Raw genomic sequence first — 24,085 nt, 5'->3', positions numbered from 1 at the left:
AACATGAGCATCGCCGACATCAAGAAGAACGTCGAAGCCAAGATGGCCAAGTCCGTCGAGGCGTTCAAGAACGAACTGCAGAAGATCCGCACCGGCCGCGCCCACCCGGGCCTGCTGGACCAGGTGCATGTGGACTACTACGGCTCGATGGTCCCCATTTCCCAGGTGGCCAACGTCACGCTGCTGGACGCCCGCACGGTGAGCGTGCAGCCCTGGGAAAAGGGCATGAGCCAGAAGATCGAGAAGGCCATCCGCGAATCGGACCTGGGCCTGAACCCGTCGTCCATGGGCGACCTGATCCGCGTGCCGATGCCGCCGCTGTCCGAAGAGCGCCGCCGCGACCTGGTCAAGGTCTCCAAGGGCGCCGCCGAGGACGCCAAGGTGGCCGTGCGCAACCTGCGCCGCGACGCCAACGAACAGGCGAAGAAGATGGCCAAGGACAAGGTCATCACCGAGGACGACGAGCGTCGCAGCCAGGACGAGGTCCAGAAGCTGACCGACCGCGTCGTCTCGGACATCGACAAGCTGCTCTCGGCCAAGGAAGCCGAGATCATGGCCGTCTGATCGTCGCATCCTCGTGAGCGCCGACAGCAAGGCGGGAGTGCCCCGCCATGTGGCCATCGTCATGGATGGCAACGGTCGTTGGGCGAAGAAGCGCTTCCTCCCGCGCTTCTTCGGCCACAAGCAGGGCGTCGACGCCCTGGTGCGGGTGGTCCAGGCCTGCATCGATCGCGAGATCGAGTACCTCACCGTCTTCGCCTTCTCCAGCGAGAACTGGAAGCGTCCCAGCGACGAGGTGTCCGGCCTGATGGGCCTGGTGCTGGCGGCGGTGTCGCGCTATCTGGCCCGCATGGGCGCGATGGGTGTGCGCATCCGCATCGTCGGCGACCGCGAGGCGGTGTCGGACAAGCTGCGCGCCGCCTGGGCCGAAGCCGAGGGCTCCACCGCCCACAACAGCAAGCTGACGCTGAACGTCGCCTTCAACTACGGCGGCCGCTGGGACATCGTCCAGGCGTGCCGCCAGGCGATGGAAGCGGGCGTGCCGCCTGCCGAGCTGACCGAGGCCCGCTTGTCCGAGTTCATGGCGATGAGTTATGCGCCGGATCCGGACCTCTTCATCCGCACCGGCGGCGAGCTGCGCATCAGCAACTTCATGCTGTGGCAGACCGCGTACACCGAATTCGTGTTCTCCGACTGCCTGTGGCCCGAGTTCGGCGAGGCGCAACTGGACGAGGCGATCGCCGCGTTCCGGGCGCGCGACCGCCGTTTCGGCGGGGTCAACGTTCCGGGCGTCGCCCAGGAGGCTTGAGATGCTGCTTCAGCGCGTGATCACGGCCCTGGTGCTGCTGGCGATCCTGCTGCCGGCGCTGTTTGCTTCGAACCCGATCTGGTTCGCGCTGCTGACGCTGGTGATGATCGCCGCGGCCGGCTGGGAATGGTCCCGGCTGAACGGCAGGCCGGGGGCGGCCGCGCTGGTCTTCGGCGGGGCGCTCGGCGCGGTCTGCGCGGCAACGCTGTACACCGTCGGCTTCGCGGTGCCGGCCTGGTGCTGGTGGCTGGCCGGCGGCATCTGGGTGCTCGGCGGGGTGCGCGCGCTCGCGGCCGGCGTCGCCGGCTGGCCCAGGCTGTCGCCGGTGCTGAGACTCGTGCTCGGCGCGGTGCTGCTGTGGGCCGCCTGGCTGGCGCTGATCGTCGCGCGCCAGCGCGGCATCAACTTCCTGCTGTCAGCGATGTGCCTGGTCTGGATGGCGGACATCGCCGCGTACTTCTCCGGCAAGGCCTTCGGCCAGCGCAAGCTCGCGCCGGCGATCAGCCCGGGCAAGAGCTGGGAAGGCGCGATCGGCGGCCTGGTCGGCGTGATCGTCCTGGGCTTCGTCTGGGTCCACGTCATCGACGTGCGCGTGCCCGTCGACTCGGCCTCGATGTACACGGTGCTGGTCCAGCGCCTGGGCATCGTGTCGCTGCTGGCGCTGGTGTTCCTGTCGGCGATGAGCGTCGTTGGCGATCTCTTCGAATCCCTGGTCAAGCGCGCCGCCGGCGCCAAGGACAGCAGCCAGCTGTTGCCCGGCCACGGCGGCGTGCTCGACCGTGTCGACGCGCTGCTGCCGGTGCTGCCGCTGGCGCTGGCGCTGACTTCCCTCTGAGTCCTTGAACCCCTGATCCCCTGATCCACGGGACTTCCGCGAGACCTTCAGCGATGACCGCTCACCTCCACCGCCCGCAGCAAGTGTGCGTGCTGGGTTCCACCGGCTCCATCGGCACCAGCACGCTGGACGTGATCGCCCGTCACCCGGATCGTTATCGCGCCTTCGCCCTGTCGGCGATGAGCCGTGTCGACGAGCTGGCCGCGCAGTGCGTGCAGTTCCAGCCGAGATTCGCCGTGCTGCCCGATGCGGCGCTGGCCGCCCAACTGCGCGCGAAGTTGCGAGAAGCGGGCTCCCGCACCGAGGTGCTGGACGGCATGGCCGCGCTGAGCGAGGTCGCTGCGCATCCCGACGTCGACGCGGTCATGGCCGCGGTCGTCGGTGCCGTCGGCCTGCCGCCCGCGATGGCCGCGGCGCGCGCGGGCAAGCGTCTGCTGCTCGCCAACAAGGAAGCGATCGTGCTCGGCGGCGCGCTGTTCATGCGCGCGGTGGCCGAGGGCGGCGCCACGCTGCTCCCGGTCGATTCGGAGCACTCGGCGATCTTCCAGTGCCTCCCCGAGGACCGCTCGACCTGGTCGCAGCGCATCGATCACATCGTGCTGACGGCCTCCGGCGGACCGTTCCGCCAGCGCGATCCGGGCTCGCTCGCCGACGTCACCCCGGAGCAGGCCTGCGCCCATCCGAACTGGGTGATGGGCCGCAAGATCTCGGTCGACTCGGCCACGATGATGAACAAGGCGCTCGAGGTCATCGAGGCGCGATGGCTCTTCGACCTGACGCCCGAGCAGATCAAGGTGCTGATCCACCCGCAGAGCATCGTCCATTCGATGGTCGTCTGCCGCGACCACTCCGTGCTGGCCCAGCTCGGCACGCCCGACATGCGCGTCCCCATCGCCTACGCACTGGCCTTCCCGGAGCGCGTCACCTCTGGCGCCGGCGTGCTGGACCTGCTGAAGACGCCCAGCCTCACGTTCGAAGAGGCCGACGCGCAGCGTTTCCCCGGCCTGCACCTGTCCTGGCAGGCCCTGCGTTCGGCCGAAGGCAGCACCGCGGTGCTCAACGCCGCCAACGAGGAGGCGGTGGCCGCCTTCCTCGATCGCCAATTGCGCTTCGACCACATCTGCCGTGTCAACCGCGCGGTGCTCGAATCCGTGAATCCCGAGGCCGGCGAGATCGACAGCGTCGAGGGCCTGCTGGCGCTCGACGGCCGCGCCCGCCGGCACGCGCGACAGCAGATCGCGGCGCTCGCCGCGGCGGTCTGATCCTCCGGTCGCAGACCGACGCCCAGCCCCAGCCCCAGACTTCGATCCAGGACGCCCGCGATGCTCTCCCAAGTCCTCTATTTCCTCGTCACGCTGGGCATCCTCATCGTCATCCACGAATGGGGCCACTACCGCGTGGCACGCGCCTGCGGCGTCAAGGTGCTGCGCTTCTCGGTCGGCTTCGGCCGCGTGCTGCTGCGTCGGCGCAAGTCGCCGGACAGCACCGAGTTCACGCTCAGCGCGATCCCGCTCGGCGGCTACGTCCGCATGCTCGACGAGAGCGATGGCCCGGTCGCGCCCGAGCAGCAGTCGCAGGCCTTCAACCGCAAGACCTTGTGGCAGCGCGCGGCGATCGTCGCCGCCGGACCGGCGGCCAACCTGATCCTGGCGGTGGTGCTGTTCGCCGTGGTCGGCTGGATCGGCCGCGACGAGCCCAAGGCCGTGCTCGGCTCGCCGGTGGCGGGCGGCCTCGCCGAACGCGCCGGCCTGCGCGCCGGCGACTGGGTGCAGGCCTGGTCCCACGACGGGCAGGAGTGGGAGGACGTCCGCTCGATGCCGGACTTCGCCTGGCAGCTCGCGCAGGCCGTGGCGGACAAGCAGGCGCTCCTGATCAGCGTCAGCGACGCGGGTGGCCATGGCCGCCGCACCGTGCGCCTGCAGACGGACACGCTCGAGAGCCGCGACTTCGACGAGAAGACGATGGCCCGCATCGGGCTGGGCGGCGTGTTCGTCGAACCGGTGATCGATCGCCTGAGCGACGGCGAGCCGGCGCAGTCCGCCGGACTGCTGCCCGGCGACCGCGTGCTGCGCGTCAACGACGAGCCCGTCCCGGACTTCTCCTGGTTCATCCAGCGCGTGCGTCGCGCCGTCGTCGACGGACAGGGCCAGCCGCTGCGCGTCGTCGTGCAGCGCGACGGCCAGCAGCTGGAACGCGTGATCACGCCGCGCGTGGAGATCAACGGCGACGATCGGATCGCGCGCATCGGCGCCTATTTCGTGTCCAGGCCGACGACCGTCCAGGTGCATTACGGCCCCGTCGAATCGGTGCGGCAAGGCCTGACCCGCACCTGGGAGCTGAGCGCGCTGACGGTGAAGACGCTGGGGCGCATGTTGATCGGTGAAGCCTCGGTAAAGAACCTCAGCGGACCCATCACCATCGCCAAGGCGGCGGACCAGTCGGCGAGCCTCGGATTGACCGCGTTCCTGAGCTTCCTCGCCGCGGTCAGCGTGAGCCTGGGCGTGCTGAACCTGCTGCCGCTGCCGATGCTCGATGGCGGACACCTGATGTATTATCTTTTCGAGGGTTTGAGCGGCCGCCCTGTCTCTGAGTGGTGGCACAAGCAGCTGCAACGCGCAGGCATCGCCGTCGTGCTGCTGATGATGAGCCTGGCCCTTTTCAACGATCTGACCCGCACGCTGGGTCTGCACTGAAGCTTCCGCATGCCCCGATTCCTGCCCGACGCCTTGCGCCCCCACGTGATCCAACTGGCGGTGCTGGCCACCGCGCTGCAAGCCGGTTCCGCCTGGGCGGCCGAACCCTTCGTCCTCAAGGACATCCGCGTCGAAGGCCTGCAACGGACCGACCCGGGCACAGTGTTCGCGGCACTGCCGTTCCGCATCGGCGACACCTACAACGACGAGAAGGGCGCCGCCGCGCTGCGCGCGCTGTTCGCGACCGGCCTGTTCAAGGACGTGCGCATCAACCTCGACACCGACGCCGTCGTCATCGTGATCGAGGAACGTCCGATCATCGCCAATGTCGGTTTCGTGGGCCTCAAGGAGTTCGACACCGAGGCGCTGACCAAGTCGCTGAAGGACGTCGGCATCGGTGAAGGCAAGCCGTTCGACAAGGCCCTGGCCGACCGCGCCGAGCAGGAGCTCAAGCGTCAATACCTGACCCGTTCGCTGTACGGCGCCGAGGTCACGACGACCATCACCCCGATCGAGCGCAACCGCGTCAACGTCAGCTTCTCGGTGACGGAAGGCGAGCCCGCCAAGATCGCGGAGATCCGCATCCTGGGCAACAAGGTCTTCAGCGAAGGCACGCTGACGGGGCTGCTGGAGCAGACCACGTCCGGCTGGCTGACCTGGTACACGAAGACCGACCGCTACTCCCGCGCCAAGCTGAACGCGGACCTGGAAACGATCCGCTCGTACTACCTGAACCGCGGCTACCTCGAGTTCAACGTCGAGTCGACGCAGGTCACGATCTCGCCGGACAAGCAGAGCATCAGCATCGCGATCACGGTGAACGAAGGCCAGCCCTACACGGTCAACGGCGTGAAGCTCGAAGGCGACTTCATGGGTCGCGACGAGGAGTTCAAGCGCCTGGTCGCGCTCAAGCCCGGCCAGCCCTACAACGGCGAGGCGGTCGCGCAGACCACGCGCAACTTCCAGGACCTCTACGGCACCTTCGGCTACGCCTTCGCGCGCGTCGAGAGCCGCCCGGAGATCGACCGGGCGACCGGCCAGGTGACGGTGACGCTGGTCGGCGAACCGCAGCGCCGCGTCTACGTGCGCCGCGTGCTGATCTCCGGCAACACCCGCACGCGGGACGAAGTGATCCGCCGCGAGTTCCGCCAGTTCGAATCGTCCTGGTACGACGGTGCCCGCATCAAGGCCTCGCGCGACCGCGTCGAGCGCCTGGGATACTTCAAGGACGTCACCATCGACACGACCGAGGTCCCGGGCTCGCCCGACCAGGTCGACGTGACGCTGACCGTGACCGAACGTCCGACCGGCAACATCCAGATCGGCGCCGGTTATTCCAGCGCCAGCAAGCTCTCGCTGTCGGGCTCGATCTCGCAGGAGAACGTGTTCGGTTCCGGCAACTACCTGGGCATCCAGGTGAACACCGCCAGCACCGGCCGCTCGCTGGGCGTGACGACGGTGGACCCGTACTTCACCGTCGACGGCGTGTCCCGCGCGATCGACGTGTTCTACCGGACCGTCAAGCCGATCAACAACCTGGGCGAGGAATACGAGTTCGCCTCGTACGGCGGCTCGGTGAAGTTCGGCGTGCCGTTCTCCGAGGACGACACCGTCTTCTTCGGCATCGGCTACGAAACCACGCGCATCACGACCCGCACCGGCCTGCCCAACAGCTACTGGCTGTTCCGCGAGCAGTTCGGCGCGTCGGCGATGTCCATCCCGCTGACCATCGGCTGGAAGAAGGACAACCGCGACTCCGTGATCACGCCGACCGCCGGCTCGATGAAGCGGGTCAACCTGGAAATGAGCCCGGTCGGCGATTCGCGCTACACGATCGCCAACGCGCAGTACATGGAGTTCTTCCCGCTGGGCCGCAAGTTCTCGCTGATGATCAACGGCGAGTTCGCATACGGGAAGGGCCTGGGCGGCCGTCCGTATCCGATCTTCAAGAACTTCTACGGCGGCGGTCTGGGCTCGGTGCGGGTGTTCGAGCCCGGCACGCTGGGCCCGGTCGACGTCACCGGCTCGTACACCGGCGGCAACCGCAAGTTCAACCTGAACACCGAGTTCTACGTGCCGGTGCCGGGGTCGGGCAACGACAAGAGCTTCCGTCTGTTCGCGTTCGTGGACGCCGGCAACGTGTGGGGCCAGGACGAGAAGCTCAGTTTCAGCGAGGTGCGCGCGTCGGCTGGCGCGGGCATCAGCTGGCTGTCGCCGATGGGTCCGCTGCGGCTCAGCTACGGTTCGCCGATCCGCAAGAAGCCCACGGATAGAATCGAGCGATTCCAATTCCAGATCGGGACATCATTCTGATGAAGAGCAAGCTGTCGCAGATCGTCGCGACCGTCCTCCTGGCGGGCGTGGCGACGCTGGGCGCGCAAGCCCAGGAAGTCAAGATCGGCTACGTCAACAGCGAGCGGATCCTGCGCGAAACGAATCTGGCCAAGGCGGCGGAGACCAAGCTGCAGGCCGAGTTCAGCAAGCGCGAAAAGGGCCTGGTCGACCAGGAGAGCAAGCTGCGCGGCGCCGCCGAGAAGCTCGACAAGGACAGTCCCGCGCTGGGCGAAGCCGAACGCAGCCGCCGCCAGCGCGAGCTGATCGAGCAGGACCGCGACCTGCAGCGCAAGCGCCGCGAATTCAACGAAGACGTTGCCCAGCGCAAGAATGAAGAGCTCTCCGCCGTGATCGAGCGGGCCAACAAGGTCATCAAGCAGATCTTCGAGCAGGAGAAGTACGATCTGATCGTTCAGGACGCGATTCATGCCAGCCCCCGCGTGGACATCACGAAGAAGGTGATCGACGCGCTCAACAATCAGAAGTGAGAGACCCGCAGTGACCGTGAAGCAGGTTCTGGTCTCCGATCTGATCGCCGCCTTGGGCGGCGATCTTGTTGGTGCCTCTGATACGGCGATCCGCGCGATGGCCCCGTTGGAGGATGCGGGCGCGGACGCGATCTCCTTCCTCTCCAATCCGAAGTACGAAGCGCAGCTCGCGACGACGCAGGCCGCCTGCGTCATCGTGGCGCCCAAGCTGGCGGAGGCCGCCGCGGCCCGTCGCGGCGACGGGACGAGCGCGTGCTGCATCGTGGCGCCGGATCCCTACCTCTATTTCGCGCGCCTGACCCAGTGGTGGGCCGCGAACATGCGCAAGCCACGCGCCGCGCCCGCCATCCATGCGACCGCGACGGTCTCGGCGGACGCCGTGATCGGCCAGGACGTCGAGGTCGGCCCGCATGCGGTGATCGAGTCCGGCGCGGTGCTGGGGGACGGCGTGCGCATCGGCGCGTTCACCATCGTCGAACAGGACGCGCGCATCGGCGCGCACACGCGGCTGGCGCCGCAGGTGGTGTTCGGCCATGACTGCGTGATCGGCGAGCGCTCGATGCTGCACAGTGGCGTGGTGATCGGGGCGGACGGCTTCGGCTTCGCGCCGACCAGGCGTCCGGACGGCGAGCCCGGGGTGGCGTGGGTGAAGATCGAGCAGCTTGGCGCGGTGCGCATCGGCGACGACGTCGAGATCGGCGCCAACACCTGCGTGGACCGCGGCGCGCTGGGCGACACGGTGATCGCCGACGGCGTCATCATCGACAACCTGGTCCAGATCGCGCACAACGTGAAGATCGGCAAGGGCACGGCGATCGCCGGCGCGACGGCGATCGCCGGCAGCGCCGAGATCGGCGCCAACTGCATCGTGGCCGGCGCGGCGCGGATCAACGGACACATCCGCATCACCGACGGCGTGCAGATCGGCCCCACGGCCAACATCAGCAACAGCATCGACAAGCCCGGCGCCTACGCCGGCATGTGGCCCTTCGAGGACGCCGCATCGTGGCAGAAGAACGCCGCCGCCCTGCGCGGGCTCTACGAGCTGCGCCAGCGCGTGCGCGCCCTGGAAAAGAAGACGACATGACTGAGACCCGCATCGACATCCACGGCATCCTCGAGAAGCTGCCGCACCGCTATCCCATCCTCCTGGTCGACCGCGTCCTGGAGGTGGAGAAGGGTGTGCGCATCCGCGCGATCAAGAACGTCAGCATCAACGAGCCCTTCTTCCAGGGCCACTTCCCGCACCGTCCGGTGATGCCGGGCGTGCTGATCCTGGAAGCGCTGGCGCAGGCCGCGACGCTGCTGGCGGTCGAGAGCTACGACTTCACGCTGGACGAGAACCATGTCGTGTACTTCGCCGGCATCGACGGCGCGCGCTTCAAGCGTCCGGTGGAACCGGGCGATCAGCTGATCCTCGAGGTCACGCTGGACCGTGCCAAGGCCGGCATCTACAAGTTCGGCGCCAAGGCGCTGGTCGGCACCGACGTCGTGGCCGAAGCCGGCCTGATGTGCACGATGCGCAAGCTCGACTGCTGAGCTTCGCCGACCCTCGCAGACCTTCGCTGACTCCGGACGCCCATGGCCCGCATCCATCCCACCGCGATCATCGACCCGCAGGCGCAGCTCGACGAGACCGTCCAGGTCGGCCCGTACGCGGTGATCGGCCCCGAGGTCCGCATCGGCGCGGGGACCCGCGTCGGTCCGCACACCGTGATCGAAGGCAAGACCACCATCGGTCGCGACAACGTCATCTTCCAGTTCGCGTCGATCGGCGCGATGCCGCAGGACATGAGCCACGGCGGCGAGGTGACGGAGCTGGTCATCGGCGACCGCAACACGATCCGCGAGTTCTGCACCTTCAACACCGGCACGTTCAAGGAGCAGGGCGTCACGCGCGTCGGCTCCGACAACTGGATCATGGCCTACGTGCACCTGGCGCATGACGTGATCGTCGGCGACCACTGCGTGCTGGCCAACAACGCGACCCTGGCGGGTCACGTGCACGTCGGCGACTGGGCGACGATCGGCGGCCTGACCGGCGTCCATCAGTTCGTGCACGTCGGCGCGCACGCGATGATCGGTTTCCAGGGCCATGTGGCGCAGGATGTCGCGCCCTACATGACGGTCGACGGCAATCCGCTGACGGTGCGCGCGGTCAACCTCACCGGCCTGCGCCGCCGCGGCTTCAGCAACGATCGCATCGGCGTGATCCGGGAGATCCACAAGCTGCTGTTCCGCGACGGCACGACGCTGGAGCAGTCCGTCGCCAACATCGAGGCGCTCAAGCAGGGCCAGGACGCCGAGTCCATCCGCGACATCCAGGCGATGCTGGACTTCCTGGCGGGCGCCAAGCGCGGCCTGGTCCGCTGACAGCCCCGGACGACCGACATGAGTTCCACGGATCCTCGACTGGGCCTGGTGGCCGGCGAGGCCTCCGGAGACCTGCTCGCCAGCCTGCTGCTGCAGGGGCTGAGGGCGCGCTGGCCTGAGCTGAGCTCGGCCGGCATCGGCGGCCCGAAGATGCAGGCGCAGGGCTTCGACGCCTGGTGGCCCAGCCACAAGCTGTCGATCTTCGGCTACTGGGACGCGATCAAGAACATCCGCGAGCTGCTCGCGATCCGGCGCCAGCTCGGCGACCGCCTCATCGCCGAGCGGCCGACGGTCTTCGTCGGCGTCGACGCGCCCGACTTCAACTTCGGCCTGGAGCACCGCCTGCGCGAGGCCGGCATCAAGACGGTCCACTTCGTCTGCCCGTCGATCTGGGCCTGGCGCGCGGAACGCGTGCAGACGATCAAGCGCAGCGCGGACCACGTGCTGTGCCTGTTCCCGTTCGAGCCCGCGATCCTGGAGAAGGCGGGCATCCCGTCGACCTACGTCGGCCATCCGCTGGCCGACCAGATCCCGTTCGAGCCGCCGCGCGAGGAAGCGCGACGCGACCTCGGCATCGCGGAGGACGACACCCTCGTCGCGATCCTGCCGGGCAGCCGTCGCAGCGAGCTGGACTACATCGGACCGCCCTTGCTGGACGGTGCCCGGCGCATGCATCAGGCGCGGCCCGCGCTGCGCTTCGTCATCCCGATCGCGCCGGGGCTGCGGCCCATGGTCGAGGCGCTGATGGCGCAGCACGGCCAGGGCCTGCCGATGACGCTGATCGACGGTCGCGCGCAGGACGCGCTGGCCGCCTGCGACCTGACGCTGGTCGCCAGCGGCACCGCGACGCTGGAAGCGGCACTGCTGAAGCGGCCGATGGTGATCGCCTACAAGCTGCACTGGTTCAACGCGTGGCGGATGAAGGGCAAGGCGCTGTTGCCCTGGGTGGGCCTGCCCAACGTGCTCGCCCGCGAGACGCTGGTGCCCGAGTGCCTGCAGGACGAATGCACCGGCGAGCGCATCGCCCGCGAGGGCCTGGCCTGGCTGGACGACGCGCCGCGTCGGGAGCGGCTGCGCGAGCGCTTCCTCGAGATCCACCAACAGCTGCGCTGCAACACCGCGCAAAGGGCCGGCGATGCGATCGCGAAAATCCTCGGCGCTTGAACTCCCGACGCAACTGGGCCTCGAATGGGTCCGCGAGGGCCTGCTGTGCGGTGTGGACGAAGCGGGCCGTGGACCGCTCGCGGGACCGGTGGTCGCCGCGGCGGTGATCCTCGACGACCAGCACCCGATCAAGGGGCTGAACGATTCCAAGGTGCTCAGCGAGAAGAAGCGCGAGCAGCTGTTCGACGAGATCCGCGCCAAGGCGCTGTGCTTCTGCATCGCGGAAGCCACGGTCGAGGAGATCGACCGCGTCAACATCCTGCAGGCCACGATGCTGGCGATGCGCCGCGCGGTCGAGGGCCTGCGACTCAAGCCCGCGCACGTGCAGGTCGACGGCAACCGGCTGCCGGTGCTGCGCATCCCGGCCGAGGCCATCGTCAAGGGCGATGCGCTGGTGCCGGCGATCTCGGCCGCGTCCATCCTGGCCAAGGTGCACCGCGACCGCTTCTGCCTGCAGATGCACGAGCAGCACCCGCAGTACGGCTTCGACAACCACAAGGGCTACGGCACGCGCGAGCACCTGGACGCGTTGCGCGTGCACGGTGCGACGGTGTGGCATCGCCAGAGCTTCGCGCCGGTGCGCTCGCTGGACCTTTCTGAACAACGCATCGCATGAGCTGGCAGTCCATCACCGCGCGTGACAACCCGAACCTGCAGCGCCTGCGCAAGCTGGCGCAGGACGGCGGCGCCTACCGCAAGCTGGGCGGCGTCTGGCTGGAAGGTGACCACCTCGCGCGCGCGGCGGTGCAACGCGGCGTGAAGCCTTCGCTCGCGCTGATCACGGACGTGGCCGCGGCGGACGAGGCGCTGCATGCGCTCGCCGACGTGGCGCCGAAGGTGCTGGTCGTGTCGCCGGCGTTGTTCAAGACGGTGTCCGGCCTGGAATCGCCGGCGCAGATCGGTTTCGAGCTGCCGCTGCCCACGCAGCCGCGCATCGAGGCGAAGGCCGATTCCGTCGTGCTGGACCGCCTCCAGGATGCAGGCAACGTCGGCACGATCCTGCGCAGCGCCGGGGCGCTGGGCTTCCGTCAGGTGCTGGCCTTGAAGGGCACGGCGGCGCTGTGGTCGCCGAAGGTGCTGCGCGCCGGCATGGGTGCGCACTTCGGACTGAATCTGGTGGAAGGCCTCAGCGTCGAGGATCTCGACGCGTTGAAGGTCCCGCTGCTGGCGACGAGCTCGCACGCCGACGCGCTGCTGCACGAAGCCGATCTCCCGAACCCCTGCGCCTGGGTCATGGGCCACGAAGGGCAGGGCGTCGCCGAGGCGCTGATGCAGCGCTGCGCGCTGCGCGTCGGCATTCCGCAGCCGGGCGGCGAGGAGTCGCTGAACGTGGCGAGCGCCGCATCGATCTGCTTGTACGAAAGCGCGCGTCGAAGACTGGTCTGACGGCGCGCTTGGAACGGCCAGAAGGCCGGAGCATCAGAGACGAGTTCAACGCGCCATCGCGAGCGCTGCGACGCCCAGCGCGATGAACACCGCGCCCGCGATGCGCCACCCGCGCTCGCCTTCACCGAGCAACTGTCCGCCGATCAGCGCGGCGAACAGCATCGACAGTTCCCGCGCCGGCGCGACGCGCGACAGCGGCGCCAGCTTCATCGCGTACAGCACCAGGATGTAGGCCGTCGGCGCGCCGACGATGACGATCAGTGCGTGTTTCCACTGCCGGCGCAGGGCGTCCGCGAAACCGCTGCGATCGCGCAGCACCGCCGGCAGGATCAACGGCAGGCGCAGCGCGTTGCACAGGTACTCGTAGAGGATCGGCGACAGCGCCAGCACTTTCACCGCATAGCCGTCGATCACGCTGTAGGTCGCGATCGTGGCGCCGGTCAGTGCGCCCCAGGCGATGCCGAGCTTGCGCTTGCGATGCAGGTCGGGATCGCGGTTCGCGCCCTTGGCAAAGAACGTCGGTCCCGCCGTCATCAGCAGGATCCCGCCGACCACGCCCGCAAGTCCGAGCCCGCCGCCCAGTCCGAGGTGTTCGCCCAGCACCACCACCGCGACCAGCGACGACAGCAGCGGCCCGCTGCCGCGCGCGACCGGATAGACCACCGTCATGTCTGCCGCGCGGTAGCCGGCCAGCAGCGCGTTGAAGTAGGCCAGATGGACGATCGCGCTGGCGATCACGGCGGCCCAGGCCTGCCAGCCCCAATCGGGCAGCTCGTCGAAGCCGGCGACGAGCGCCGCCGGCAGCCACAGCAGGCTGATGCCCAGCGCGGTCATGCAGGAGAAATGATGGTTGCCCTGGGCCTTCTTGGCGGCGAAGTTCCACAGCGCGTGGATCAGCGCGGCCGCGATGACCAGGGCCAGCGCGCTCGCCGGCATCGGTCGCGGACGGCCTCAGTACATGAGGCGGTCAGGACGGATGTCGCGGAGGATGGTGGTCGCGATTTCCTCGATCGACTTGTGCGTCGACGACAGCCAGTTGATGCCGGCCTTCTTCATCATCGTCTCGGCCTCGCGGACCTCGTAGTGGCAGTTCATCAGGTCGGCGTACTTGCTGCCGGGACGGCGCTCGTTGCGGACCTGCGCCAGGCGCTCCGGATCGATCGTCAGCCCGAAGCACTTCTTCTTGTGCGGGATCAGCAGTGAGGGCAGGTGGCCGCGGTCGAAGTCCTCGGGGATCAGCGGGTAGTTGGCGGCCTTGATGCCGTGCTGCATCGCCAGGTAGAGGGAGGTCGGCGTCTTGCCGCAACGACTCACCCCCACCAGGATCACGTCGGCCGAGTCGAGATTGCGGGCCGACTGTCCGTCGTCATGGGCCAGCGAGAAATTGATCGCCTCGATCCGGTCGTGGTACTCCTGGCTTTTCGCGACGTCGGAGAAGCGACCCACGCGGTGGCTAGACTTGATGCGGAACTCGTCCTCCAGCGGCGCGATGAAGGTGCCGAACATGTCCATGACGAGGCCCCGGCACTCCTGGCGCACGACGTTGAGCACCTCCCGGTTCACCAGCGTCGCGAACACGATGGGGCGCACGCCTTCGCGCTCGCCGGTCTCGTTGATCTCCTGGACGAGCTGCTGGGCCTTTTCGCCGCTGTCGATGAAGGGGCGGCGCACATGACGCGCCTTGACCGAGAACTGCGCCAGGATGGAGTTGCCGAAGGTTTCGGCGGTGATGCCGGTGCCATCCGAGACGAAGTAGACGGTGTGCTGGGTCATGGGAAGCCTTTGGTTCGTGCTCGTCGGGGGGGGGCGGGCGTCCTCGCCGGGCCGAGGCCGGCCCGGATCGGGCATGCCACATGCCGAAGCGGGAAGTTCGGCCATTGTTCAGCCCTCGTGCTGCCTCGGCCCGGCCCCGAACGGGGGCTTACATCATAGATCGGCGACCCACTAGAATCGTCCGCAACTTGCCCCTGTCCATCGCATGAACGCTGCCTCGCGACGCCCACAAGAATCGACAAGACCTGTCGTGCGCCGCGTCATGCCTGCCTCCCTCGAAGCCGCCGATGCGATCGGCCTGCTCGGGAGCGCGCGGGGAGCCCCGGTTTCTCAACATCACGGAGTTTTCCCATGTCTGATGCGCGCTTCGAGGCGACCGCCCTGGTCGTACCCTTCGAAAAACTGAGGATGACCGACGTCGAGTCGGTGGGCGGCAAGAACGCCTCGCTCGGCGAAATGATCTCGCAGCTGGCCGAAACCGGCGTGCGCGTGCCCGGCGGCTTTGCCACCACGGCCCACGCCTTCCGCCAGTTCCTCAAGCATGAAGGCCTGGACGTGCGCATCCAGAAGCGCCTGGCCGACCTCAACACCGACGACGTCCGCGCGCTGGCCGCGGCCGGCGCCGAGATCCGCGGCTGGCTGGAAGCGCAGCCGTTCCCCGCCGACCTCGAGGCGGCCATCCGCGACTCGTTCGCCGGCCTGACCGCGGACAACCCTGACGCGTCCTTCGCCGTGCGCTCCTCCGCCACCGCGGAAGACCTGCCCGACGCCTCCTTCGCCGGCCAGCAGGAGACCTTCCTGAACGTCGTCGGCATCGAGGACGTGCTGCACAAGATGAAGGAAGTCTTCGCGTCGCTCTACAACGACCGCGCGATCAGCTACCGCGTCCACAAGGGTTTCGCGCACAGCGACGTCGCGCTGTCGGCGGGTGTCCAGCGCATGGTGCGCTCCGACCTCGGCGCCGCCGGCGTCATGTTCACCATCGACACCGAGTCCGGTTTCAAGGACGTCGTCTTCATCACCTCCAGCTACGGCCTGGGCGAGACGGTGGTGCAGGGCGCCGTCAATCCCGACGAGTTCTACGTCCACAAGCCGGCGCTGCAGCGCGGCAAGTTCGCGCTGATCCGCCGCAACCTGGGTTCCAAGCTGATCCAGATGACCTTCTCGACGCCGGAAGAGAAGGCCGCCAGCGGCAAGCTGGTCAAGACCGTCGACGTCGAGGTCGAGCAGCGCAACCGTTACTCGCTGACCGACGACGACGTCGTGCAGCTCGCCAAGTACGCCGTGATCATCGAGCAGCATTACGGCCGCCCGATGGACATCGAGTGGGGCAAGGACGGCAACGACGGCCAGCTCTACATCCTGCAGGCGCGTCCGGAGACGGTGAAGAGCCAGGCCGAGGGCCAGGTCGAGCAGCGCTTCAAGCTCAAGGGTTCGGGCACCGTCGTCGCCGAAGGCCGCGCGATCGGCCAGAAGATCGGCACAGGCCCGGTGCGCCTGGTCGACAGCGTGGCCGAGATGGAACGTGTGCAGCCCGGCGACGTGCTGGTCACCGACATGACCGATCCCAACTGGGAGCCGGTCATGAAGCGCGCCAGCGCCATCGTGACCAACCGCGGCGGCCGCACCTGCCACGCGGCCATCATCGCGCGTGAACTGGGCATCCCGGCGGTGGTCGGCTGCGGCGACGCGACCGACAAGCTCAAGGACGGCCAGCTGGTGACGGTGGTCTGCTCCGAGGGCGATACCGGCTTCATCTACGACGGCCTGCTCGAGACCGAAGTCAGCGAAGTCCACCGCGGCGAGATGCCTTACAGCCCGGTGAAGATCATGATGAACGTCGGCAATCCGCAGCTGGCCTTCAACTTCGCGCAGATGCCCAACAGCGGCGTCGGCCTGGCGCGGCTCGAGTTCATCATCAACAACAACATCGGCGTCCACCCGAAGGCGATCCTGGACTACCCGAACATCGACAACGACCTGAAGAAGGCGGTCGAGTCGGTGGCCCGCGGCCACGCTTCGCCCCGCGCCTTCTACGTCGACAAGCTGGCCGAAGGCATCGCCACCATCGCTGCGGCCTTCTGGCCGCAGCCGGTCATCGTGCGCCTGTCCGACTTCAAGAGCAACGAGTACCGCAAGCTGATCGGCGGCTCGCGCTACGAGCCGGACGAAGAGAATCCGATGCTGGGCTTCCGCGGCGCGTCGCGCTACATCTCGGGCGAGTTCCAGGACGCGTTCGCGATGGAGTGCGAGGCGCTCAAGCGCGTGCGCAACGACATGGGTCTGACCAACGTCGAGATCATGGTGCCCTTCGTGCGCACGGTGAAGCAGGCGCAGAAGGTCGTGGAGATGCTGGCGGAGCGTGGTCTCAAGCGAGCGGCCAACGGCGGCCAGGACGGCCTGCGCGTCATCATGATGTGCGAAGTGCCGAGCAATGCCATCCTGGCCGAGCAGTTCCTGGAGCATTTCGACGGCATGTCGATCGGCTCCAACGACCTGACGCAGCTGACGCTGGGACTGGACCGCGACTCGGGTCTGGAGCTGCTCTCCGGCGACTTCGACGAACGCGATCCGGCGGTGAAGGCGATGATTTCCCGCGCCATCGCGGCCTGCCGTGCCACGGGCAAGTACATCGGCATCTGCGGCCAGGGTCCCAGCGACCATGCCGATTTCGCCGAGTGGCTGGCCGCCGAGGGCATCGCCTCCCTGTCGCTGAACCCTGACACGGTGGTCGAGACCTGGCAGCGTCTCGCCAAGCGCTGAGCTTTTCTCACCTCACTCGCCCAACGGCCCTGCGGGGCCGTTTTTCATGGTCATCGGTCCCAACACCGTGGAACGACGCCAGTGGTGGGGGACGGCATGGCGTGGGGTTTCGGAGCTTGCCGCCGGGGCCCACGCCATGGCGGCCAGCGCCCGGACGAATGCAGGTGGGCGGTCCCTGAGTTTCTCCGGGGGAAGTTGTGGATGCGCCTGCACCGCAAGCGGGCGATGATCCGTCCCCATGTCGACTCCACCACCAGACGCCGCCTTCCGTCGCCGGCTTCACCGCATCTACGGTGCCTACACGATCGGCTTTGTGGCGCTGGTCGGCGTGCTCGGTGTCCTGGAGCGGATGGGCATGCCCAAGCAGTGGCTGGGGTTCTCGTTCCTGCTGCTGACAGTGCTGATCTACGCTGGCATTGGTGTGTTCAGCCGTACCACGGACCCGATCGAGTATTACGTGGCTGGGCGCCGCGTGCCGGCGTTCTACAACGGCATGGCTGCGGGCGCCGACTGGATGAGCGCGGCGAGTTTCCTCGGCATGGCGGGGAGCCTGTACCTGGCGGGTTATGGCGGCCTGGCGTTCGTGCTTGGATGGACGGGCGGCTTCTGCCTGGTGGCGCTGCTGCTGGCGCCGTACCTGCGCCGCTTCGGCGGCTTCACGGTGCCGGACTTCCTCGGCGCGCGTTTCGAGAGCCGCGGCCTGCGCGTGATGGGTGCGGCGGCGGCGGTGATGGTGTCCTTCATCTATCTGGTCGCGCAGATCTATGCCATCGGCCTCATCACGACGCGCCTGACGGGACTGACCTTCGAGATCGGCCTGTTCGTCGGACTCGGCGGCGTGCTGGTCTGTTCCTTCCTCGGCGGCATGCGGGCGGTGACCTGGACCCAGGTCGCGCAGTACATCATCATGATCGTGGCCTACGTGGTGCCGGTGATGTGGCTGTCGACGATGCAGACCGGTTCTCCGCTGCCGCAGTTCACCGCGGGGACGGAGGTCCAGGAGATCACCGTCCGCGAGCAGCAGCTGCTGCACGATCCCAAGGAAATCCAGGTCCGCGGTCTCTACGAACAGCGGGCCAGGGACTTCGAGCACCTGCTGGCCGAACTGCCACATTCGCTCGACGCCGAGCGTCAGCGTGTGTCTCAGGTGATCGCGAAACTGAAGTTCGAAGAGGCGCCGCTCGCGCAGATCCAGGCGGCGGAGAAGGTCCGCGCCGCGCTGCCCCGCACCGAGGCCGAGGCGCGCGATCTCTGGCAGCGCGCCGTCGCCGCGAATCGCCAGCGCGCCGAGCCGCTGGCCGGCATGCCGCTGCATGCGCGGCCCTTCGCCGGCGACCCCGACGGCACGCCCGCCGAGCAGGAGGCCTACACGCTGGCGCGCCGCAACTTCCTGGCGCTGGTGCTGGTGCTGATGGTGGGCACCGCCGGGCTGCCGCACATCCTCACACGGTACTACACGGTCCCGACGGTCGCGGAGGCGCGCACCTCGGTCGCGTGGACGCTGTTCTTCATCGCGCTGCTCTACCTGTTCGCGCCGGCGCTGGCGGTGATGCTCAAGCACGAGGTGCTGCATCACCTGGTCGGTTCGCCGATCGCGGAATTGCCGGGGTGGATGAAGCAGTGGATGCGCGTCGACCCGAGCCTGTTGAACATCCAGGACATCAATCACGACGGGATTCTTCAGCTCGGCGAGCTGCGCCTGGGCGGCGACATCGTCATGCTGATGACGCCCGAACTCGCCGGCCTGCCGTACGTGCTCTCCGCCATGGTGGCGGCCGGCGCGCTCGCCGCGGCGCTGTCCACGGCCGACGGGCTGTTGCTGACCATCTCCAGCGCGCTTTCCCACGACGTCTACTACCGTGTGATGAACCCGCGCGCCTCGATGACGCAGCGCGTGACCATCTCCAAGGCGCTGCTGCTGGCGACGGCGCTCACCGCCGCGGCGGTCGCCGCGCAGAAACCGGCCGACATCCTGCTGCTGGTGTCGGCGGCGTTCTCGCTGTCGGGCTCGACGCTGGTGCCGGTGCTGGTCGCGGGCATCTTCTGGAAGCGGGCCAACAAGCAGGGTGCCGCGGCCGGCATGCTTGCGGGTCTGGGCATGACGCTCTACTACATGGTGACCGCGCATGCGGGCCTGCGCCAGGCGCTCGGGATCGGCGGCGACCCGCAGTTGTGGTGGGGCATCCAGCCGATGGCGGCGGCGCTGTACGGGCTACCGGCGGGCATCTCGGCCCTGGTCGTCGTGAGCCTGCTGACGCCGCCGCCGTCGCCGACGGCCCGCGCGCTGCAGGCCCGGCTCACCGGTGCCACGCCCTGAGGTCGTCGGAGCGGGGAACTGCACGTCGGATGGACGCGACGTCCGAACTCGTCTAGAATGTTCGATTCCCCTTGCCGGGCCCACGAGTAGACGCTGGGGTCCGGCTTTCAGGCCGAGGGCTGGTGTTCACACACTGTGGTTTGTGCGCCGTGCCGGAGGTCGCCGAAATCCATAAGGAGTTCGAATGCGTCATTACGAAATCGTTCTGCTGATCCATCCGGATCAAAGCGAACAAGTTCCGGCGATGCTGGAGCGCTACAAGGGCCTGGTCACCAACGGTGGTGGCAAGGTGCATCGCGTGGAAGACTGGGGCCGCCGTCAACTGGCCTATCAGATCCAGAAGCTGGCCAAGGCGCATTACCTGTGCCTGAACATCGAGTGCAGCAAGGAAATCCTGGCTGAAATCGAGACCGGTTTCCGCTTCAACGACGCCGTGCTGCGTCACCTGACCGTCGTCAAGGACAAGGCCGAGACGAACCCGTCGGTGATGATGAAGGCCGTCGAACGCGAAGAAGCCCGCAAGGCCCCGCAAGAAGCGACCGCCTGAGCTGACAAGCGCGACCGCTGACGTTTCTGAGCGTTCCCGAATCCTGATCCGCCGAGCCTGCCCGCACGCATGAACCGACTGGTCCTGCAGGCGCAGATCCTCGACATCGCGGCGATCCGATACACCCCCGCCGGGCTCCCCGCCCTGGACTTGATGCTCAAGCACGAGTCCATGGTCGACGAAGCCGGCTCCCCGCGCAAAGTCGCGATGGAGATCAAGGCGGTGGCCCTCGGTGACATCGTGAAGCGGATCCAGGCGTTGAGCCTGACGGAGAAGACGGTGTTCACCGGATTTCTCTCGGCACAGCGACAGGGGCGAGGCACGGTGTTTCACATCACCGGCTTCGCGGACTGAACGGGAATGAGCAGGACAACAGGTCGCGCAGATCGTTTCAATCTGGATAGATAGCAGGAGTTCACTATGCCCCCGCCACGTGGTAAAGGTCGGTTCTCGAAGGACCGCAAGCCCAAGCGCAACCAACAATCGCTGCTGTTCCGCCGCAAGCGTTTCTGCCGCTTCACCGTCGCCGGTGTTGAGCAGATCGACTACAAGGACGTCGACGTCCTGCGCGACTTCATCGGTGAAAACGGCAAGATCGTGCCCGCCCGCCTGACCGGCACGCGCGCCTTCTTCCAGCGTCAGCTGTCGGTGTGCATCAAGCGCGCCCGCTTCCTGGCCCTGCTGCCGTACAGCGACCAGCACAAGGTCTAAGGAGTCCACCCATGCAAGTCATCCTGCTGGAAAAAGTGGCCAACCTGGGTAACCTCGGCGACGTCGTCAAGGTCAAGGACGGCTATGCCCGCAACTTCCTGATCCCGACCCGCCAGGCGCGCCGCGCCACGGAAGCCGCGATCAAGGAATTCGAAGCCAAGCGCGCCGAACTGGAAAAGGTCGCCGCCGAGAAGTTTGCCGCTGCGCAGGCCCTGGGCGAGAAGATCAGCGGTATCACCGTGACCATCTCGCAGAAGGCCGGTGTCGACGGTCGTCTGTTCGGTTCCGTGACCAACGCCGACATCGCTGAAGCGCTGACGAAGGCCGGCACGGCCATCGTCAAGTCGCAAGTGCGTCTGCCCAACGGTCCGCTGAAGACCGTCGGCGAGTTCCCGATCAACGTCGCTCCGCACACCGACGTGGTGGTGGAAGTGACCGTGAAGGTCGTCGCCGAGGTCGAGTAATTGCTCGAAACACCCGTTGGGCGCTCTGCGCGTCCATCGGGGTTGTCACGGGATTCGCGGGTCACACGGCCGGCCAAGAACGGGGCAACATCAAGAAAGCCGACAGCTGCAAAGCGGTCGGCTTTCTGCTTTTCAGGGGCTTGAGTTATCCCGCTCGCTCCACAAGCTATCAAACGTCCATCCACAGGCTTGTCCACAATGTCCGCGATCTTCACCCCGCCAGGATCCAGTGCCAGCGACAGCGACATCGCGCGACTGCGCGTGCCGCCCAACTCGGTGGAAGCCGAGCAGAGCGTGCTCGGCGGCCTGCTGATCGACAACACCGCCTGGGACAAGGCGGCGGACACGCTCAGCGACACCGACTTCTACCGCTACGAGCACAAGCAGGTCTACGCCGCGATCGGCAAGCTCATCAACGGCGGCAAGCCGGCGGACGTGGTGACGGTGTTCGAGGAATTGACCTCGCTCGGCAAGGCCGAGGAGTGCGGTGGGCTGGCCTATCTGAACGCGCTGGCGCAGGGCGTGCCCAGCGCGGCCAACCTGCGGCGCTACGCCGAAATCGTCCGTGAGCGCGCCATCCTGCGCAAGCTGGTGGCGACCTCGGACGAGATCGCGACCGCCGCGCTGAATCCCGCCGGCCGAGCGGTCAATGAGATCCTGGACGAGGCCGAAGGCAAGATCTTCCGCATCAACGAGGAAGGCTCGCGCGGCGGCACCGGTTTCCAGAGCATGGACCGGCTGATGGTCGAGCTGATGGACCGCGTCAACGAGCTCGCGGAGCAGGGCGCCGAGGACGTCACCGGCGTTCGCACCGGCTTCTACGACCTGGACCGCATGACGGCCGGCCTGCAGCGCGGCGACCTGATCATCCTGGCGGCACGGCCGTCGATGGGCAAGACCGCGTTCGCGATCAACATCGGCGAGGCCGTGGCGATCAACGAGGGCCTGCCGGTCATCATCTACTCGATGGAAATGGGCGCCGCGCAGCTGGCCTTGCGGATGGTCGGCTCGATCGGCCGCATCGACCAGAGCGGGCTGCGCACCGGACGCCTGAAGGACGATGAATGGGGCCGGCTGGCCGAGGCCGTCGACAAGCTCGGCAACGCGCCGATCTACATCGACGAAAGCCCGGGCCTGTCGCCCAGCGAGGTGCGCTCCAGAGCGCGACGCCAGGCGCGCATCTCGGGCCAGATCGGCCTGATCATCATCGACTACCTGCAGCTGATGAGCGGCAACGGCGGCGGCAGCGAGGAGAACCGCGCGACCGTCGTCGGCGAGATCTCGCGGGGCCTGAAGGCGCTGGCCAAGGAGCTGCGCTGCCCGGTGATCGCGCTGTCGCAGCTGAACCGGTCGGTGGAAACGAGGCCGGACAAGCGACCGATGATGTCCGACCTGCGCGAGTCGGGTGCCATCGAGCAGGATGCGGACATCATCATGTTCATCTACCGCGACGAGTACTACACCAAGGACGAGTGCAAGGAGCCGGGCGTGGCGGAAATCATCATCGCCAAGCAGCGTAACGGCCCGGTGGGCACGGTGAAGCTGGCCTTCGCGAGACAGAACACCAAGTTCGAGAACCTCGCGCCAGGCTACGTCGGCCCGGGCGACGAGTATTGACCGACGGTCGGATCGGTCGTTCCGTGCGGCGCTCGGTACTGCGCCCTCAACGCTCCACCCGCACCGTCTCCGGCAAGAGCCGATAGCCGCTGGTCGCGAGCGCCGAGTTGAGCGCATGGACCTGGAGCTTGCCGGTGACCGTCACGATGGACATGGCGCGAACGCCCTCGATCTTCGAGGGCGTTTTCACATGGACGATCTGGTTGGGCGGCGGCGGCGGGCTGTGGATGCACGCACCGAAGGTGGGCACCAGCAGGAACTCGTCGGTGCCGCCCCAGCCGACGCCGATGGGCACCGCGTAGCCGCGCAGCCGCACGCGGCGGCCGTCGAGCTCCGGACGCACGGGGGCGTTGTCGAAGGCGTCCCGCAGGTCCTTCAGCATCTGGCGCGCGATGGGATCGTCGTCCGAGAGCTGGGCGATGTCGGGTCCTCCCGCCTCTCCCGCCTCTCCAGCCTTTCCAGCCCTTCGAGCGTTTCCCACCTTGGCCCGCGGATCCCAGCCCGGCGGCATGAGCTCCGACCATTCGATCGCCGTCACGTCGGCGGGTGGATCGCTCGCGAGTGGCGCGGAGGCGATGGCCTGCGACGGATCGGTCCGATTCAGCAGGATGCCCGCGGGAACGCCGACGGCGAGGACCGCGATCACCGCGAACAGGATCCGCAGATGATCCCAGGAACGCCAGGACGGCCAGGACCGCATGTGTCGCGCCATCAACGCGGCTTGTTCCGGTAGGGCTCGACGTTCGCCGCGTCCAGGCGATATCCGCTGACGCCCATGTCGCTGGGCTGCCGGTCCAGACGCATCACGCCGCTGGCCCAGACCGTGTCCATGGACCGCAGCTGCTTCGAAGGCTGGGCGAGCTTCACCAGGATGATCTGGTTCGCCGGCGGAGGCGGCATGTGGATGCAGGCGCCGAAGTAGGGCACGAGCAGGAACTCCCGCACGCCGTCGCGATCGGTCTGCAGCGGCACCACATAGCCAGGCAGACGCACCGGCGCGTCCTGCAGCGACTCGACGAGCGGCGCGTTGTCCAGCTCGTCGCGCAGATCCGCCATCAGCGCGGCGGTGCGCGGGCTGTTGTCGCTCAGACGCCCGATGCCGACGTCGCGGAAGCGCTTCATCGGATCCCAGCCCGGCGGAACGAGCTGGATCCAGGTGAGGTCGCGGTAAGCGGATGTCGGCGCACTGGCAGCCTGGGCGGCAGGCGGTGCGGTCGGCGCAGCGCGGGCTGAGGAGGTTGCCAGCACGATCGCGAGCGAAGCCGGGAGCGCGACGGCGAGAGCGGCAGCACGAAGGGGAAGGGATGTCAT

At 67.6% G+C, this 24,085-nt stretch carries 24 protein-coding genes; 20 read left to right on the top strand and 4 right to left on the bottom strand.

Features of this window, described 5'->3' with window-relative positions; all coding sequences use genetic code 11:
• Positions 1-3 precede the first annotated feature (3 nt).
• From frr to PV762_RS26260, 13 genes are read left to right on the top strand one after another with little or no spacing between them, the layout of a single operon-like run.
• Positions 4-564 carry a ribosome recycling factor gene (frr, locus tag PV762_RS26320; protein ID WP_421037958.1) on the top strand — a complete coding sequence of 187 codons (561 nt, stop codon included), beginning with the start codon at positions 4-6 and terminating at the stop codon, positions 562-564.
• A gap of 13 nt (positions 565-577) precedes the next feature.
• The gene (gene uppS / locus PV762_RS26315; RefSeq protein WP_421037957.1) at positions 578-1,309 is read left to right on the top strand and encodes a polyprenyl diphosphate synthase; all 732 of its coding nucleotides are present in this window, start codon (positions 578-580) and stop codon (positions 1,307-1,309) included.
• Between the two features lies 1 nt (position 1,310).
• Positions 1,311-2,144, top strand: a complete 834-nt coding sequence (locus PV762_RS26310; RefSeq protein ID WP_421037956.1) for a phosphatidate cytidylyltransferase — start codon at positions 1,311-1,313, stop codon at positions 2,142-2,144.
• A 53-nt stretch (positions 2,145-2,197) separates the two neighbouring features.
• A complete protein-coding gene (ispC, locus tag PV762_RS26305; RefSeq protein ID WP_421037955.1) occupies positions 2,198-3,406 on the top strand; it encodes a 1-deoxy-D-xylulose-5-phosphate reductoisomerase in 1,209 nt (402 codons plus the stop codon).
• A gap of 60 nt (positions 3,407-3,466) precedes the next feature.
• Entirely contained in the window at positions 3,467-4,837 is a 1,371-nt protein-coding gene (gene rseP / locus PV762_RS26300) for an RIP metalloprotease RseP (RefSeq protein WP_421037954.1), read from the top strand.
• A 33-nt stretch (positions 4,838-4,870) separates the two neighbouring features.
• Complete coding sequence (bamA, locus tag PV762_RS26295; RefSeq protein ID WP_421037987.1) at positions 4,871-7,150, top strand: outer membrane protein assembly factor BamA; 2,280 nt, start codon at positions 4,871-4,873, stop codon at positions 7,148-7,150.
• Complete coding sequence (locus PV762_RS26290) at positions 7,150-7,659, top strand: OmpH family outer membrane protein (RefSeq protein WP_421037953.1); 510 nt, start codon at positions 7,150-7,152, stop codon at positions 7,657-7,659. Before bamA ends, PV762_RS26290 begins: the two co-directional genes overlap by 1 nt.
• Before the next feature lie 16 nt (positions 7,660-7,675).
• Positions 7,676-8,746 (top strand): UDP-3-O-(3-hydroxymyristoyl)glucosamine N-acyltransferase, encoded by a 1,071-nt coding sequence (gene lpxD, locus PV762_RS26285; RefSeq protein ID WP_421037952.1) that lies wholly within the window; start codon positions 7,676-7,678, stop codon positions 8,744-8,746.
• Positions 8,743-9,198: a 3-hydroxyacyl-ACP dehydratase FabZ gene (fabZ, locus tag PV762_RS26280; RefSeq protein ID WP_421037951.1), complete on the top strand. Its 456-nt coding sequence runs from the start codon at positions 8,743-8,745 to the stop codon at positions 9,196-9,198. Before lpxD ends, fabZ begins: the two co-directional genes overlap by 4 nt.
• A 42-nt stretch (positions 9,199-9,240) precedes the next feature.
• Positions 9,241-10,032: an acyl-ACP--UDP-N-acetylglucosamine O-acyltransferase gene (gene lpxA, locus PV762_RS26275; RefSeq protein ID WP_421037950.1), complete on the top strand. Its 792-nt coding sequence runs from the start codon at positions 9,241-9,243 to the stop codon at positions 10,030-10,032.
• 18 nt (positions 10,033-10,050) lie between these two features.
• Positions 10,051-11,196 carry a lipid-A-disaccharide synthase gene (gene lpxB, locus PV762_RS26270; RefSeq protein ID WP_421037949.1) on the top strand — a complete coding sequence of 382 codons (1,146 nt, stop codon included), beginning with the start codon at positions 10,051-10,053 and terminating at the stop codon, positions 11,194-11,196.
• On the top strand, positions 11,168-11,812 hold the full coding sequence (rnhB, locus tag PV762_RS26265; RefSeq protein WP_421037948.1) for a ribonuclease HII: 645 nt from the start codon (positions 11,168-11,170) through the stop codon (positions 11,810-11,812). The genes lpxB and rnhB overlap by 29 nt, the downstream gene beginning before the upstream one ends.
• Positions 11,809-12,582 carry a TrmH family RNA methyltransferase gene (locus PV762_RS26260; RefSeq protein ID WP_421037947.1) on the top strand — a complete coding sequence of 258 codons (774 nt, stop codon included), beginning with the start codon at positions 11,809-11,811 and terminating at the stop codon, positions 12,580-12,582. The genes rnhB and PV762_RS26260 overlap by 4 nt, the downstream gene beginning before the upstream one ends.
• A gap of 45 nt (positions 12,583-12,627) precedes the next feature.
• Here the strand turns inward: PV762_RS26260 and PV762_RS26255 are convergent, their stop codons facing one another.
• Positions 12,628-13,518, bottom strand: coding sequence for an EamA family transporter (locus PV762_RS26255; protein ID WP_421037946.1), 891 nt, complete (start codon positions 13,516-13,518; stop codon positions 12,628-12,630).
• A gap of 15 nt (positions 13,519-13,533) precedes the next feature.
• A complete protein-coding gene (gene ppsR, locus PV762_RS26250; protein WP_088403610.1) occupies positions 13,534-14,355 on the bottom strand; it encodes a posphoenolpyruvate synthetase regulatory kinase/phosphorylase PpsR in 822 nt (273 codons plus the stop codon).
• A gap of 351 nt (positions 14,356-14,706) precedes the next feature.
• Between ppsR and ppsA the strand changes: the two genes are divergently transcribed.
• The 7 genes from ppsA to dnaB all read left to right on the top strand — a co-directional run bounded on the left by ppsA (position 14,707) and on the right by dnaB (position 22,774).
• Entirely contained in the window at positions 14,707-17,118 is a 2,412-nt protein-coding gene (gene ppsA, locus PV762_RS26245) for a phosphoenolpyruvate synthase (RefSeq protein WP_421037945.1), read from the top strand.
• A 238-nt stretch (positions 17,119-17,356) separates the two neighbouring features.
• A complete protein-coding gene (locus tag PV762_RS26240; protein WP_421037944.1) occupies positions 17,357-19,435 on the top strand; it encodes a sodium:solute symporter family protein in 2,079 nt (692 codons plus the stop codon).
• Between the two features lie 184 nt (positions 19,436-19,619).
• On the top strand, positions 19,620-19,982 hold the full coding sequence (rpsF, locus tag PV762_RS26235) for a 30S ribosomal protein S6 (RefSeq protein ID WP_421037943.1): 363 nt from the start codon (positions 19,620-19,622) through the stop codon (positions 19,980-19,982).
• 69 nt (positions 19,983-20,051) lie between these two features.
• Positions 20,052-20,336, top strand: a complete 285-nt coding sequence (gene priB / locus PV762_RS26230) for a primosomal replication protein N (protein ID WP_088403614.1) — start codon at positions 20,052-20,054, stop codon at positions 20,334-20,336.
• Positions 20,337-20,402: 66 nt separating this feature from the next.
• Positions 20,403-20,693, top strand: coding sequence for a 30S ribosomal protein S18 (gene rpsR / locus PV762_RS26225; protein WP_088403615.1), 291 nt, complete (start codon positions 20,403-20,405; stop codon positions 20,691-20,693).
• Between the two features lie 11 nt (positions 20,694-20,704).
• Positions 20,705-21,157: a 50S ribosomal protein L9 gene (rplI, locus tag PV762_RS26220; RefSeq protein WP_421037942.1), complete on the top strand. Its 453-nt coding sequence runs from the start codon at positions 20,705-20,707 to the stop codon at positions 21,155-21,157.
• Positions 21,158-21,355: 198 nt separating this feature from the next.
• On the top strand, positions 21,356-22,774 hold the full coding sequence (dnaB, locus tag PV762_RS26215) for a replicative DNA helicase (RefSeq protein WP_421037941.1): 1,419 nt from the start codon (positions 21,356-21,358) through the stop codon (positions 22,772-22,774).
• 46 nt (positions 22,775-22,820) lie between these two features.
• On the opposite strand, the gene PV762_RS26210 is transcribed toward dnaB, so the two are convergent.
• Both PV762_RS26210 and PV762_RS26205 read right to left on the bottom strand, forming a co-directional pair.
• On the bottom strand, positions 22,821-23,486 hold the full coding sequence (locus PV762_RS26210) for a DUF3299 domain-containing protein (protein WP_421037940.1): 666 nt from the start codon (positions 23,484-23,486) through the stop codon (positions 22,821-22,823).
• Entirely contained in the window at positions 23,486-24,085 is a 600-nt protein-coding gene (locus tag PV762_RS26205; RefSeq protein WP_421037939.1) for a DUF3299 domain-containing protein, read from the bottom strand. The genes PV762_RS26210 and PV762_RS26205 overlap by 1 nt, the downstream gene beginning before the upstream one ends.

The organism is Mitsuaria sp. CC2 (assembly GCF_048957715.1).
Lineage (GTDB): Bacteria > Pseudomonadota > Gammaproteobacteria > Burkholderiales > Burkholderiaceae_C > Roseateles.
Note: the sequence above shows the minus strand (reverse complement) of the source record. Positions and strands in the feature narration are given on the sequence as shown.

Bases quoted from the DNA above. Each gene is read 5' to 3' on its own strand.
- frr (WP_421037958.1), top strand. From the start codon at position 4: ATGAGCATCGCCGACATCAAGAAGAACGTCGAAGCCAAGATGGCCAAG.
- PV762_RS26310 (WP_421037956.1), top strand. From the start codon at position 1,311: ATGCTGCTTCAGCGCGTGATCACGGCCCTGGTGCTGCTGGCGATCCTG.
- ispC (WP_421037955.1), top strand. From the start codon at position 2,198: ATGACCGCTCACCTCCACCGCCCGCAGCAAGTGTGCGTGCTGGGTTCC.
- rseP (WP_421037954.1), top strand. From the start codon at position 3,467: ATGCTCTCCCAAGTCCTCTATTTCCTCGTCACGCTGGGCATCCTCATC.
- PV762_RS26290 (WP_421037953.1), top strand. From the start codon at position 7,150: ATGAAGAGCAAGCTGTCGCAGATCGTCGCGACCGTCCTCCTGGCGGGC.
- fabZ (WP_421037951.1), top strand. From the start codon at position 8,743: ATGACTGAGACCCGCATCGACATCCACGGCATCCTCGAGAAGCTGCCG.
- lpxA (WP_421037950.1), top strand. From the start codon at position 9,241: ATGGCCCGCATCCATCCCACCGCGATCATCGACCCGCAGGCGCAGCTC.
- lpxB (WP_421037949.1), top strand. From the start codon at position 10,051: ATGAGTTCCACGGATCCTCGACTGGGCCTGGTGGCCGGCGAGGCCTCC.
- rnhB (WP_421037948.1), top strand. From the start codon at position 11,168: ATGCGATCGCGAAAATCCTCGGCGCTTGAACTCCCGACGCAACTGGGC.
- PV762_RS26260 (WP_421037947.1), top strand. From the start codon at position 11,809: ATGAGCTGGCAGTCCATCACCGCGCGTGACAACCCGAACCTGCAGCGC.
- PV762_RS26255 (WP_421037946.1), bottom strand. From the start codon at position 13,518: ATGCCGGCGAGCGCGCTGGCCCTGGTCATCGCGGCCGCGCTGATCCAC.
- ppsR (WP_088403610.1), bottom strand. From the start codon at position 14,355: ATGACCCAGCACACCGTCTACTTCGTCTCGGATGGCACCGGCATCACC.
- ppsA (WP_421037945.1), top strand. From the start codon at position 14,707: ATGTCTGATGCGCGCTTCGAGGCGACCGCCCTGGTCGTACCCTTCGAA.
- PV762_RS26240 (WP_421037944.1), top strand. From the start codon at position 17,357: ATGTCGACTCCACCACCAGACGCCGCCTTCCGTCGCCGGCTTCACCGC.
- rpsF (WP_421037943.1), top strand. From the start codon at position 19,620: ATGCGTCATTACGAAATCGTTCTGCTGATCCATCCGGATCAAAGCGAA.
- priB (WP_088403614.1), top strand. From the start codon at position 20,052: ATGAACCGACTGGTCCTGCAGGCGCAGATCCTCGACATCGCGGCGATC.
- rpsR (WP_088403615.1), top strand. From the start codon at position 20,403: ATGCCCCCGCCACGTGGTAAAGGTCGGTTCTCGAAGGACCGCAAGCCC.
- rplI (WP_421037942.1), top strand. From the start codon at position 20,705: ATGCAAGTCATCCTGCTGGAAAAAGTGGCCAACCTGGGTAACCTCGGC.
- dnaB (WP_421037941.1), top strand. From the start codon at position 21,356: ATGTCCGCGATCTTCACCCCGCCAGGATCCAGTGCCAGCGACAGCGAC.
- PV762_RS26210 (WP_421037940.1), bottom strand. From the start codon at position 23,486: ATGGCGCGACACATGCGGTCCTGGCCGTCCTGGCGTTCCTGGGATCAT.
- PV762_RS26205 (WP_421037939.1), bottom strand. From the start codon at position 24,085: ATGACATCCCTTCCCCTTCGTGCTGCCGCTCTCGCCGTCGCGCTCCCG.